Genomic DNA, 11,258 nt, shown 5'->3' with positions numbered 1-11,258 from the left:
GAGAAAGTCATGCGTCGCGACGACGGCGCTGCGCCAGATGTCGAACGTGCGCTGGAAATCCGACGGGCGGGAAGGACGACATGCCCATGAAGCCGAGCGCGACATCGTCTGCATCGGCAGCAATCCAGAGCTCGGCTTGCGGCAGATAGTGGGTGGCAACCATCTCTTCTATGGCGGCGAAATCCTCGGCCGAGAGAAAGTCATGCGTCGCGACGACGGCGCTGCGCCAGATGTCGAACGTGCGCTGGAAATCCGACGGGCGGGAAGGACGAATGGAAATGGTCATTTGAGAAGTCACTATATAAATTGCTGCTCGCGTCCGTAAGCCACCAACGAAGGCGACCCATTCCGAGAATGTCACCAGTGACAACGTCAATGGCAGACAATATCGCCGCCACTGAAAGCGGGCGCGACGGCTCGCCACAATAGCCACGAACGCGAATCCTTCAAGCGGGCAACGGCTCCTGCCTTCATCAAAGACCGATGCTTGTCACGACGAGCGACCTGCGCCGCGGCTTCCACCCTGCCGACCGGCAGCAGTTGACGGGCGCTATTTTTCGTCGCCAGAGATGATCTGGTTCTGCTGCGCCACGATCGCCTCCGTCTGCACCTTGGTGTTCTGGCCGATGGCGATCATCCAGCGTTCGCCTTCCTTCACCAGGATATAGAGCGGGCTGCCTTCCGCCTCGCCCGGGATCGGCGATCCGTCGTCGAGCACTGGGCGCTGGCGCACGTTGACGGCGGCCACGTCCGGTCGCAGGAAGGAAATGTGCTCTGCCTCATAGCGGGCATATTGATTGCCGAGCGCCGGCGTCAGCACCTTGCGGGTAAACGCCGCGATCTCGTCGCGGCCGGTCAACCGCCGTCCGAAGGCGGTCACCCAGACGGCGTCGGGCATGAAATGCTGCAGGAAATCCTCCGGCGACCGCTCGTTCTGCGACCGCTCGACATCGGCGATCAACTGCCGGATCCGCTCGCCCTCGATCTCATGCCGTGTCTTCGTCATGGCCTCGCTCCCCGTCAGACGCACATTCATTGCATAGCAAGCTGGCATCCTCTCGCAAAGCGCGACCGGCCCGGCCGATCCTGCACGGAAAAATTGTTGCCGGGCGCCGAAAAGTCGGGACCCGGCGCTCGCGTCGACAATCGAAAACTGATTTAGCGGTTGGTGCATCCTCCTCAGGCCCGCCCGGACGAACCTCGTGAAAATCCTTCTCCCCTTTCTTTGCGCCATCTCGATCATCGTCGGCACACCTTCCCTCGCTGACGCCACATCTTCGAAGGCGGCCCAGCACCAAGCCCAGGAAAAGCGCGGCAAGCGCAAACCCCTGACGACCGAAGTGCGCTTCTCCATCGGCAGGAACGGCGACCTGCTGTCGGTGGCGGTTCACCGCTCCTCCGGAAGCCGCAAGGCCGATGCCGAGGCCATCGCCGCGGTCAGGCGGGCAGCCCCTTTCCCGAAGATGCCGGCCGGCAGCCCCGCCAGAATGGAAATGCGCATCAAGATCCAGATGGACGCCGATGCCCTCGGCTGGGCCGGAAAGTAGCACGAGGCTCCTCAAGGGCCGCACGCGCACCGGAGAAGCGGGCGAGCGCCTAAAGAGAGTCACGGCCAAGCGAAGGTGCCGGCTGTTGCCCCGCTTGGCTCCGCCCAGCACCGCACTGCCTGTTCATATTTCGGTAACCATACGGCGTGTTACCCGGGGAACAGCGCATTCGACGCCACACGATAGTCTCCATGTCACGGTTTGACAGTCTCTCAGCAACAAACACAAGGCTTGGAGGATACGGACATGATCAAGACCGGCTTCGGCGTTTCCATCACCGTTCTGGCCTTCTCGGTCGCAGTGATTGCCTTCATGCATGTTGCCCTGTCCCAATACCGGGCAGCCGAAATTGCCGACATCACCCTGCCGGACTACAGCACGATCACCTCGTCCATCCATCGCTAAGGCGCGCCGTCTCGTTTTCCACCGGGCAGGAAACGGGTGGCTTGCCCGAGGCTCGGAAGCAAGAATGCTCCATCAGACGATGGAGCCAGCCATGATGTCCCTGCTCACCCTCCACACATTGGCAGCCGCAAGCGGCGACGGTCTTCGCCCCGAACTCCTCACCGCGATCGCCCAAGAAAGGCTGATGTCCGCGGCCGGCAGGGACGGCTTTTCACTTCACGCAGGCATTGAGCGCCTTGATGGCCTCATCGGCTCCCTCAAGATCGATCCTGGTTTGCGCAGCGCCGGCCGATTGAAACGTCAGTTCAGCGCTCTGCGCTAACGCCGATTGCAACGTGTCCCTGTCGGTGCCGACCTGAATAGTCAGAAGACGAGGCGAGCGGATTTCGGCTGCACATGCGGGCATAGCCTTGTCGTTGATCAAAGTTGCGTTCAGCCCACAACGGGAATGGGCCGCCCGCCTGCGCATGCGCTGACAGCGGAGGATCCAGCGCACCGAAGCTTCGAGACCGCAGCCGACATACCGCGCATGACTTCGATCTGGGTACCGTTGATTACGATGACCAGCTTGGTGTTTTCCCCAGATCTCGCCGATTGCCGCACTCTTGGCCGCAAGGCGACAGGCGAGCATAAGGACGGCGATCGCCATGATCGCCGCGACCGTTGCGCTGCCGGTCTGCGCTATTCTCCTGCGTCAGGCAGCGCTGACCGGTCTTCCTGAAACGCGAACGGCCAATGGCGCTGGTGGAGAAACCTCCCCTGCCCATTGTCAATGCGAACAAACCCTTCCCCTGACAAGGCTTTGCTGCTTGGATGGACCAAACCTGCCGCCTCATGGCCGATACAACGCATTGTCGGAAAGTATTTGATGTCGAGCGATCATTCCCACCTCTGGCCCGGCGTTCCGCTGGCGCTCGGCTCCGCCGTTCTCTTCGGCGCCTCGACACCGCTGTCGAAGCTTCTGCTCGGCACCATCGATCCCTGGCTGCTCGCCGGCATGCTTTATCTCGGCGCCGGGATCGGCCTGGCGCTCGTCCACCGTGCCCGCGCGCTTGTCGGGATCGATGGCGTCGAGGCGCCGCTGGCGCGTGACGACATTCCCTGGCTGATGTCAGTCATCCTGTTTGGCGGCGTGCTCGGCCCGCTTCTCCTGATGTTCGGGCTGTCGCAGACCACGGCCGCTTCCGGCTCGCTGCTCCTCAACCTCGAGGGGCTGGCGACGATGGCAATTGCCTGGCTGGTGTTTCGCGAAAACGTCGACCGTCGCCTGCTGCTAGGCGCTGCCGCCATCCTGAGCGGCGCTGTGCTTCTGTCGTGGAACGGTGCAGGCCTCAGCCTCGATCACGGCAGCCTGCTGATCGCAGGAGCTTGCATTGCCTGGGGCATCGACAACAATCTGACGCGAAATCTCTCCTCGGCCGATCCCGTCCAGATCGCCATGATCAAGGGGCTCGCGGCCGGCACGACCAACCTCGTGCTTGCCCTTTGGCTCGGCGCATCGCTGCCGCCCTTCGGCCTCACCGCCGGCGCCGCCCTCGTCGGCTTCTTCGGCGTCGGCATCAGCCTTGTCCTCTTCATGCTCGGCCTGCGCCATCTCGGCACGGCGCGAACCGGCGCCTACTTCTCGCTCACCCCGTTCATCGGCGCCCTGCTCTCGATCGCCCTCTTCCGCGACGCCGTCACCCCGCAATTCCTCTCAGCCGGCCTGTTGATGGCCTTCGGCCTCTGGCTGCACCTGGCAGAGCGCCACGACCACGAACACAGCCACGAGGCGCTTGAGCACGAACACGCCCATATCCACGACGAGCATCACACCCACACCCACGACGGCCCGATCACCGAGCCGCATTCCCACTGGCACCGGCACGAACCGATGCGCCACAAGCATCCGCATTATCCGGACCTGCACCATCGGCATAGTCATGGGTGAAGTGAGCCGGGAGGATCACAATTCGTATTGCTTCCCGACGGTTTGACCGTGATCAGCTGGGAGATCCCGCGAAGATGGAAGCTGGCGGCATCGGTCCGCAATATACGGGACTGCGATCAAGTTCGGGCGACGCGCGCCAGAGACCGAACATTAATCTAATTAAGTTGTGTTTCAGGAAGAAATGGTAGCGGAGGAGGGATTCGAACCCCCGACACAAGGATTATGATTCCTCTGCTCTAACCTACTGAGCTACTCCGCCGGGTACCGCGTCAGCGCTTCGAAGAAGAAGCCGTCTTGACTGGACGGGCGGCTTATAAGGCCCGGTTCCGCCCAGTGTCAACCCAAGTCACGGGGAAAATGTGAAGTTTTCCCGCGCGATCGGAAATGGGGGCCTCAGGCGGCCGCCGGCGCTGCCAGAAGCACCTTCAATGCGGCCTCGGCACCGGCCTCGCGCTCGGATTTGCGGATGAAGCCGCCGCCATAGACGCGGGCGTCTTCACCGATGCCGGAATAGAGCGCGCAGGCTTGGCCGGGAGCAATGCCGGCCTCGCCCTCGGCAAGCTCGACATAGAGACCTTCCGCATCGCGCTTCAGGATCGCCGGCGCCGGCTGGCGGGTGGAGCGCACCTTGGCGAAACAGTCGAAGCCCTTGGCCGCCACGTCCTCGAGATCCTCGTCGCCCAGCCAGTTGACGTCGCGCAGGTAGACGCGGCGCGTTTCCAGCGCCTCCTTGGGGCCGACGATGACGCGGCGCGAGCGGGCGTCGAGATAGACAACATAGAGCGGCTCGCCGGTGGCGATGCCTATGCCGCGGCGCTGGCCGATGGTGTAGTGGAGAATACCGTCATGGGTGCCGAGGATACGGCCATCGAGATGGACGATCTCGCCGGCGAGCGCCGCGTTCGGCTTCAGCTTCGTAACGATATCGCTGTACTTGCCCTGCGGCACGAAACAGATGTCCTGGCTGTCGGCCTTCTGGGCGACGACAAGGCCCATCTCTTCGGCCAGAACCCGCGTTTCGGCCTTCGAGAGATGGCCAAGCGGGAAGCGCAGATAGTCGATCTGCTCCTGCGTGGTGGCAAAGAGGAAGTAGCTCTGGTCGCGATCGGCATCCGTCGGGCGATAGAGCGCCCGCTGGCCGGCATAGCGCGGGTTCGGGCTCGGCCGCGAGCGAATGTAGTGGCCGGTCGCCAGCGCGTCGGCACCGAGCTCCTTGGCGGTCGCCAAGAGATCGGCGAACTTGACCGTCTGGTTGCAGGCAACGCAGGGGATCGGCGTTTCGCCGGCAACATAGCTTTCGGCAAACGGGTTGATCACGGTTTCGCGGAAGCGCGCTTCGTAATCGAGCACGTAATGGGGAATGCCGAGCGTTTCGCAGACGCGGCGCGCATCGTCGATGTCCTGGCCGGCACAGCAGGAGCCGGCGCGGTGTACCGCGGCACCATGATCGTAGAGCTGCAACGTAATGCCAAGGACGTCGTAGCCCTCGCGTTTGAGCAGGCCGGCGACAACGGAACTGTCGACGCCGCCGGACATGGCGACGACGACACGCGTATCTTCGGGCTTGCGGTCAAAATCGAGACTATTCACGGGATCCAATCCGGCCTTCGGGCGGCGGCAACAGCGCTCGCCCCAGTTTCACGCTTCATGCGATGCAATGCCGGGATAATAGCACACGGCACGCTCTCGGCTTCTGCGGCGCCGCACGCCCTGATCGGACGCACAAAAATCGCTGCAGCACTAAAATGTCCAGAACTGTTTCACCGCCTTCTGCGGTTCCGCTTCAAGGCGGGGTGCTCTGGTCGCCGACATATAGAAACTTGTCCGCTCCGCGGCAAGGGCGGCGCTATGGCGCCTGGCCGATCGAAGCGGCCTGTCTCAGATCAGTTTCAGCCGCATGGCGCGGGCGATCGCCTGCATGCGGTTGACCGCATCGAGCTTGCGGGTCGCGCTCTTGAAGTAGCTGCTGACCGTATAGGTGGAGATGCCGAGGATGATGGCGATCTCGTCACTGCTCTTGCCGGCCGCTGCCCAGCGCAGACACTCGATTTCGCGGCTCGACAGCTTTTCGCGCGCCGAGCTGCCGGTATCGAAGGTGCGCTCAAGGCATTCGAACAGCTGCACGAGGGAAAGATAGAGCGTTGCCTGCTCGACGCCGACAGGCGCCTCGCGCCGTCCCGAGAGCATGGCGACGAAGGGATCGCCGCTGCTGGTATGCAACTGGACGGCGAAATGGCGCGCCATTTCCGGATGCGCCAGCAGGCGATGCACCATCGCCTCGTCGGCCGGTTTGCCGGCAACGTCGAGCAGTTCGGCGCCGCCGACGACCGGCAGCTTGGTGTTGCGCAGCCGCTCGACCAGCACGCTCGACTGAAAGGTCTCGCAGGCGTCGTACTGGCGCACCAGCTCGGACGGCCAGTTACTCAGCACCAGGCGCTCGGAGAAGCGCTGCTGCTCGGCCAGGGGCAACCGCGCGATCATGAAATGGCCGAAGCCATAACGCGCGATCAGCCGCCGCAGCAAATGCAGAAGTTCATACTCGGTGCGCACGGCAGCCGTATCGATTTCGGAAATCATGTCCGCCGTCTCAGCCTCGCGTAGCAAGGCTGGTTCATTCGATTCCTTCATCTCTGATCACCACATCACCGGCGCCAACGCACCTGGTCGAGAGAATACAAACCGCCCCGAGAATCATCCGGCGCATGAACTTCACCCGGCAGCCAGAATACAGCCACCCTCTCCGGCATGCCCGCGAAAGCAACGCGGCCGGTTGTGAAAATATGACGATGCACCAAGAATGAATCGGGAGCGCACAAACGTCGCTCATCCTTTATTTCGGCGTCTCGTTACCAAGAATTTTAGTTAAAGTGAAATGTGGTAATTGCATGGCTCCCATGTAAAATCCGCGATAATCCAAAGCTTTCCGGGCAAATTGACGGCTATTGTCGAACGCGACGGGCGTCGCGATCGCCGGGGCGATGTTGCGGAAGTGATCGAGGGAGTGTGCGGAAGTATTTAAAATTATGAGCAAATTGTTACCGACGGCTTAGGCAAATGTTAAATGTGGCGGGCTAAGGTCAGCCACATATGGTCTTGAGTTTGTGTAGAGAGTCCCATGACCGAAATGATGCGACCACGCGTAAAATATGTCATCGGCCCCGATGGCAGTCCTCTGACGATTGCGGATCTGCCGCCGGCGAATACCCGGCGCTGGGTTATCCGCAGGAAGGCTGAGGTGGTTGCCGCAGTACGCGGTGGCCTTTTGAGCCTTGAGGAAGCGTGCGAGCGCTATACCCTCACTGTCGAGGAATTCCTTTCCTGGCAGTCCTCCATCAACGATCACGGTCTGGCCGGTCTGCGCACGACACGCATCCAGCAATATCGCCACTAAGAGCCCACGACAGGGCCATAGGTGGAACGGCGGCTCCGGCTTTCCGGTTGCCGCCGTTTTCGTTTTCGGCCAAACTACGCCGCCCCTTCCTGTCGCCGACATTTCGGCGACAGTGCGTTTCACCTTCGCGTACGTCAAACCGGTTCCCGTTGCCGCAGCCATGCGATAGCATCGTCGACAACACGCAAACGTTGAATACGAAGGGATGCTGAGATGGATATCGCCCACGAAGAAACCGGCTCGCACGGCCGCTACTCGACATCCCTCGAGGGATATACCTGCGAGATGACCTATTCGCGATCGTCGCCGAAACTTGTTATCGTCGATCACACCCTGGTTCCCGACGAACTTCGCGGCAAGGGCGTCGGCCAGGCGCTGGCAAAACATGCGATCGACGAAGCGCGCAAGGGCGGCTGGAAGATCATTCCGCTCTGCCCGTTCATGCGCGCGCAGGCGCTGCGCCATCCCGATTGGCAGGATGTCATTCAGGCGTGATCCGGCAGGCGTGATCCGGCAGGCCTGACCCAACAAGCACGATCCGGACATCACCGCTTCAGACAGTCTCGAAATGAGAAAACCCGCCCGACAGCCGAACTGTCGGGCGGGCTTTTATGCTTGTGACAATCGTGCCGGATCGGGCCATGCCATCGGCATCGCCCGACAAAGAATGAAAATCATATGCCTCGAAACGCCGAGGGGCTTACGCCCTCAGACGCGTCGTCGTGTCCCGTTCCTCGAGCGCCGCCGCCTTCGCATACTCGGCCTGTACTTCTTCAAGCGCGAGTTCGGCTGCGTCCTGCTGCATCTTCAGTTCACGAATGGAGACCTGAAGATTGTCGGCTCTTTGACGCGCAGCCTTGGCGAAAGTGGGATAGGCAAAATGCGAGGGATCGGAAATGCCCGACTTCTTTTCCTCGAAAACAATCTGATTTTCCAGATCCTTGGTCATCCGTTCGAACTCAGCCATCATCATCTGAAGCTGGCTCAGCTGACGCTGCTTCTCCCTGACCTGAAATTCCTTCAGGCGGACAAGGCTCTCACGTGCTTTCATACGCAATACTCCCGTGGATAACGAGACCCCGGTTACTGATTTGGCCCGTCGAGCCTGCCCCAACAGGCAGAAAACGAAAAATCGACAGCGATATTAACAAAAGCCTACCGCTGGTAACCTTTCGTTTACGGGCATCGTTAATCATAGGGGTGATGATTTAAGGCTCCGTAAATGCTGAGGCACGAAATATGACGGCCCCGGCATTAACGAGTCAGAAGAGTCAGATAGCGGCATTTCCTCATGTTTCGCATGAAAAGTGCCATTTTGGATTCACGTTTGAAATCAGGGAACTGCTAAAAATATTTAACAATCTCGATACACCTTGCCAGAGTGAATCAGAATTTGTTAACCATTTGATGGCAGCCTCCAAATCAGGCAACGACTGGATCCGTATCGCGTAAGGGGGCCACGATGACCTTGGGCGGCGGAAAAGGGGAAGAATATGCGGGTTCTACTAATTGAAGACGACAGCGCAACAGCTCAGAGCATTGAGCTGATGCTGAAGTCCGAGAGTTTCAACGTTTACACCACCGATCTCGGTGAGGAAGGCGTCGATCTCGGCAAACTCTATGATTACGACATCATCCTTCTCGACCTCAACCTTCCGGACATGTCCGGTTACGAGGTCTTGAGAACACTGCGTCTTTCCAAGGTGAAGACGCCGATCCTCATTCTCTCCGGCATGGCCGGAATTGAAGACAAGGTTCGCGGCCTCGGCTTCGGCGCCGACGACTACATGACCAAGCCGTTCCACAAGGACGAGCTGGTGGCACGCATCCATGCGATCGTCCGCCGTTCCAAGGGTCATGCCCAGTCGGTCATCTCGACCGGCGAACTGATCGTCAATCTCGATGCCAAGACGGTGGAAGTCGGCGGACAGCGCGTCCACCTCACCGGCAAGGAATACCAGATGCTCGAGCTGCTCTCGCTGCGCAAGGGCACGACGCTCACCAAGGAAATGTTCCTCAACCACCTCTATGGCGGTATGGACGAGCCGGAACTGAAGATCATCGACGTCTTCATCTGCAAGCTGCGCAAGAAACTTGCCAACGCTGCCGGTGGCGCCAACTACATCGAAACCGTCTGGGGCCGCGGCTACGTGCTGCGCGAGCCGGATGGTGCGGAATACGCCGAAACCGCCTGATTTCAGGCTCTCGTCCGGGCGCGGCATGGACCCGCATATCCAGGCATGACGCCAACGGACGCCTTTTCGAAAAACCCGCCCTTCGAGGCGGGTTTTTTCGTTGTGGCAATGGCTCCTCGACCGGAAATCGCGCGGCCCCTCCCCCACTTCCTCCGACTGTCGAATGCCTGGTGAAGCTGCCGACCCGCCATCGGGCAAGCGGCGGCAAGGCCTGGAGGAATTGGCGACGAGTATGCCCTGGCCTTGCTTTCCGGCGCCACGCAAGGCCGTGAAATCCGGGCAGCAAAAAGCCGCAGCAATCGCCGCGGCTTGTTCAATCCGAATGAGGATACGTCGGGCGTCAGGCCGCCATCGACTGGCTGGCAAAAACGCTGGTCAGGATCTTGCGATCGAACGGCTTCAGCAGGAAATCGTCAGCGCCGGCGCGCTTGCCCGCCATCATCTTCTTCAGATCCGCCTCGACGACACAGTAATAGATGCGCACCGAAGCACCGTTCGGCAGCCGTCGGATATTGGCAATGAGATCCAGAGCGCCTTCCAGGCCGGCATCGACCACGAGAATGTTCGGAAGCTCGGCTTCACAGCGCACCAGCGCCTCAAGGCCGCTGGGCGCTTCGTAGACAAGGAAGCCCATGCCGGACAGGATACGTTTTCCAACCTTCCTGACGACATCCGAGCCGTCGGCAATCATCAAGCGCCGCATGTCCAACTCCTTCATGCCTTACCTATACGCGCATTCGCACGCTTGAAACAACCCTATACAAATTTGGCAAAGATTTCGTTACGGAGCTTGCTTAACGCCATCTTTCGGATGACTTTTAAAGCGCTGAAAACATTAATTTTTCGGCAAACCGGCGAAAAGCCCGGATTACGGGGTGCCTAAACGGCGACCACGCAAAAAACCGGCGCAGGGGCCATGGCCACACCGCGCCGGACATGTCTCAAATCGGAAAAGACAGGTCCCCGTCTTAAGCGTCGGCAGGCGCCATGCGCGCGGTGAAGATGATCTCTTCACCGGTCGAAACCACGTCGATCGCCATGCCGGATTCTTCGCCGAGCAGCACCGTGTAGTAGGGTTGGATCGAGTGCGCATCGACTGCTTCGGCCGGCGTGCCGGACAGAAGTTCGACCAGGCGCGGGGGCACCCGCATCATGCGGCCCTTGCAGACCAGCGTGAACACGGCGTCGAGCTCGGGATTTTCGAGCGTGATGTCGATGACACCGCCGCGCGGGATCGCGCCATAGGCGATGAGGAAGAGGTTCAAGAGCAGCTTGACCCGGTTCTTGGCGATGATGGCACGCGGGCCGTGCCAATTGACCTCGGTCTTCTTCTCGGCGGCGGCAAAATCCTTGGCCGCCCTTTCCGCTTCGCCGGTGTCGATCGACGCTCCGACCGAGCCGGACGCGCCGAAGGCCAGACGCGCGAACTTCAAGCGGACCGAGGCGTTGAGAGCGCTGGTGCGAATGAGGTCCATGGCGTCGGCGTCGGCGCCGCCCTCGTCGAGAAGTTCCAGGCCGTTGTTGATGGCGCCGACCGGCGAGATAACGTCGTGGCAAACCCGGCTGCACAGAAGCGCGGCCAGATCGGGTCCCGTCAATGTCAGGTTCGGATTCGTTGCCATCGTCGTTCCTTGTTCGGTTCCATCGGCATGCAGACATGAGGCACGCGCTCGAGCAGAGCCGGTAAAGCCTCAGACGCGCAGACGCAAGTCATGGGCTGCCCGGCGCAGCCGTTCATCAGTGGATCATAATGACACCACATTTGGTAAACCGATTGTTAAGACCATCGG

General features: G+C 60.7%; 14 protein-coding genes and 1 tRNA gene. 6 read left to right on the top strand and 9 right to left on the bottom strand.

The genetic code is table 11. The annotated features are described in order from the left end of the window. Positions 1–7 precede the first annotated feature (7 nt). Both AC07UR_RS26220 and AC07UR_RS26215 read right to left on the bottom strand, forming a co-directional pair. Positions 8–286 (bottom strand): GNAT family protein, encoded by a 279-nt coding sequence (locus tag AC07UR_RS26220; protein WP_209791701.1) that lies wholly within the window; start codon positions 284–286, stop codon positions 8–10. A 264-nt stretch (positions 287–550) separates the two neighbouring features. After that, entirely contained in the window at positions 551–1,006 is a 456-nt protein-coding gene (locus AC07UR_RS26215) for an SgcJ/EcaC family oxidoreductase (protein WP_209791699.1), read from the bottom strand. A gap of 196 nt (positions 1,007–1,202) precedes the next feature. On the opposite strand from AC07UR_RS26215, the gene AC07UR_RS26210 reads away from it, so the two are divergent. Both AC07UR_RS26210 and AC07UR_RS26205 read left to right on the top strand, forming a co-directional pair. Then, positions 1,203–1,547 (top strand): energy transducer TonB, encoded by a 345-nt coding sequence (locus AC07UR_RS26210; protein ID WP_327795875.1) that lies wholly within the window; start codon positions 1,203–1,205, stop codon positions 1,545–1,547. 246 nt (positions 1,548–1,793) lie between these two features. Next, on the top strand, positions 1,794–1,952 hold the full coding sequence (locus AC07UR_RS26205) for a hypothetical protein (RefSeq protein WP_173423559.1): 159 nt from the start codon (positions 1,794–1,796) through the stop codon (positions 1,950–1,952). Positions 1,953–2,163: 211 nt separating this feature from the next. Here AC07UR_RS26205 and AC07UR_RS26200 read toward each other — a convergent pair whose 3' ends face one another. Continuing rightward, positions 2,164–2,601 carry a hypothetical protein gene (locus AC07UR_RS26200; protein WP_209791697.1) on the bottom strand — a complete coding sequence of 146 codons (438 nt, stop codon included), beginning with the start codon at positions 2,599–2,601 and terminating at the stop codon, positions 2,164–2,166. A gap of 219 nt (positions 2,602–2,820) precedes the next feature. On the opposite strand from AC07UR_RS26200, the gene AC07UR_RS26195 reads away from it, so the two are divergent. Further along, the gene (locus AC07UR_RS26195) at positions 2,821–3,882 is read left to right on the top strand and encodes a DMT family transporter (RefSeq protein WP_209791695.1); all 1,062 of its coding nucleotides are present in this window, start codon (positions 2,821–2,823) and stop codon (positions 3,880–3,882) included. 182 nt (positions 3,883–4,064) lie between these two features. Here the strand turns inward: AC07UR_RS26195 and AC07UR_RS26190 are convergent. The 3 genes from AC07UR_RS26190 to AC07UR_RS26180 form a co-directional block, all read right to left on the bottom strand. Then, positions 4,065–4,141, bottom strand: a tRNA-Met gene (locus AC07UR_RS26190). A gap of 134 nt (positions 4,142–4,275) precedes the next feature. Beyond that, positions 4,276–5,472: a tRNA 2-thiouridine(34) synthase MnmA gene (mnmA, locus tag AC07UR_RS26185; protein ID WP_209791694.1), complete on the bottom strand. Its 1,197-nt coding sequence runs from the start codon at positions 5,470–5,472 to the stop codon at positions 4,276–4,278. A gap of 288 nt (positions 5,473–5,760) precedes the next feature. Then, positions 5,761–6,510 carry a helix-turn-helix transcriptional regulator gene (locus tag AC07UR_RS26180; protein ID WP_173423563.1) on the bottom strand — a complete coding sequence of 250 codons (750 nt, stop codon included), beginning with the start codon at positions 6,508–6,510 and terminating at the stop codon, positions 5,761–5,763. Between the two features lie 487 nt (positions 6,511–6,997). Here AC07UR_RS26180 and sciP point away from each other — a divergent pair, with 487 nt between their 5' ends. Both sciP and AC07UR_RS26170 read left to right on the top strand, forming a co-directional pair. After that, a complete protein-coding gene (gene sciP / locus AC07UR_RS26175) occupies positions 6,998–7,273 on the top strand; it encodes a CtrA inhibitor SciP (RefSeq protein WP_003527546.1) in 276 nt (91 codons plus the stop codon). Between the two features lie 213 nt (positions 7,274–7,486). Then, positions 7,487–7,768, top strand: a complete 282-nt coding sequence (locus tag AC07UR_RS26170) for a GNAT family N-acetyltransferase (RefSeq protein WP_209791691.1) — start codon at positions 7,487–7,489, stop codon at positions 7,766–7,768. 205 nt (positions 7,769–7,973) lie between these two features. Here AC07UR_RS26170 and AC07UR_RS26165 read toward each other — a convergent pair whose 3' ends face one another. Further along, the gene (locus tag AC07UR_RS26165; RefSeq protein ID WP_077502815.1) at positions 7,974–8,324 is read right to left on the bottom strand and encodes a flagellar export protein FliJ; all 351 of its coding nucleotides are present in this window, start codon (positions 8,322–8,324) and stop codon (positions 7,974–7,976) included. A gap of 442 nt (positions 8,325–8,766) precedes the next feature. Between AC07UR_RS26165 and ctrA the strand changes: the two genes are divergently transcribed. Next, positions 8,767–9,468: a response regulator transcription factor CtrA gene (ctrA, locus tag AC07UR_RS26160; protein ID WP_025424706.1), complete on the top strand. Its 702-nt coding sequence runs from the start codon at positions 8,767–8,769 to the stop codon at positions 9,466–9,468. A gap of 340 nt (positions 9,469–9,808) precedes the next feature. Here the strand turns inward: ctrA and AC07UR_RS26155 are convergent, their stop codons facing one another. Further along, positions 9,809–10,171, bottom strand: a complete 363-nt coding sequence (locus AC07UR_RS26155; protein ID WP_025424707.1) for a response regulator — start codon at positions 10,169–10,171, stop codon at positions 9,809–9,811. A gap of 265 nt (positions 10,172–10,436) precedes the next feature. After that, on the bottom strand, positions 10,437–11,090 hold the full coding sequence (chpT, locus tag AC07UR_RS26150; RefSeq protein WP_077500727.1) for a histidine phosphotransferase ChpT: 654 nt from the start codon (positions 11,088–11,090) through the stop codon (positions 10,437–10,439). Between the last annotated feature and the right edge of the window lie 168 nt (positions 11,091–11,258).

The organism is Ensifer sp. GW821-FHT05G01, from assembly GCF_059419585.1.
This window is presented reverse-complemented; position numbering and strand designations above follow the sequence as displayed.

Coding starts and splice junctions, on each gene's coding strand:
- AC07UR_RS26200 (WP_209791697.1), bottom strand. CDS start 2,601: ATGGCGATCGCCGTCCTTATGCTCGCCTGTCGCCTTGCGGCCAAGAGT.
- AC07UR_RS26170 (WP_209791691.1), top strand. CDS start 7,487: ATGGATATCGCCCACGAAGAAACCGGCTCGCACGGCCGCTACTCGACA.
- AC07UR_RS26155 (WP_025424707.1), bottom strand. CDS start 10,171: ATGCGGCGCTTGATGATTGCCGACGGCTCGGATGTCGTCAGGAAGGTT.
- ctrA (WP_025424706.1), top strand. CDS start 8,767: ATGCGGGTTCTACTAATTGAAGACGACAGCGCAACAGCTCAGAGCATT.
- AC07UR_RS26195 (WP_209791695.1), top strand. CDS start 2,821: ATGTCGAGCGATCATTCCCACCTCTGGCCCGGCGTTCCGCTGGCGCTC.
- chpT (WP_077500727.1), bottom strand. CDS start 11,090: ATGGCAACGAATCCGAACCTGACATTGACGGGACCCGATCTGGCCGCG.
- AC07UR_RS26165 (WP_077502815.1), bottom strand. CDS start 8,324: ATGAAAGCACGTGAGAGCCTTGTCCGCCTGAAGGAATTTCAGGTCAGG.
- AC07UR_RS26220 (WP_209791701.1), bottom strand. CDS start 286: ATGACCATTTCCATTCGTCCTTCCCGCCCGTCGGATTTCCAGCGCACG.
- AC07UR_RS26180 (WP_173423563.1), bottom strand. CDS start 6,510: ATGAAGGAATCGAATGAACCAGCCTTGCTACGCGAGGCTGAGACGGCG.
- AC07UR_RS26215 (WP_209791699.1), bottom strand. CDS start 1,006: ATGACGAAGACACGGCATGAGATCGAGGGCGAGCGGATCCGGCAGTTG.
- AC07UR_RS26205 (WP_173423559.1), top strand. CDS start 1,794: ATGATCAAGACCGGCTTCGGCGTTTCCATCACCGTTCTGGCCTTCTCG.
- sciP (WP_003527546.1), top strand. CDS start 6,998: ATGACCGAAATGATGCGACCACGCGTAAAATATGTCATCGGCCCCGAT.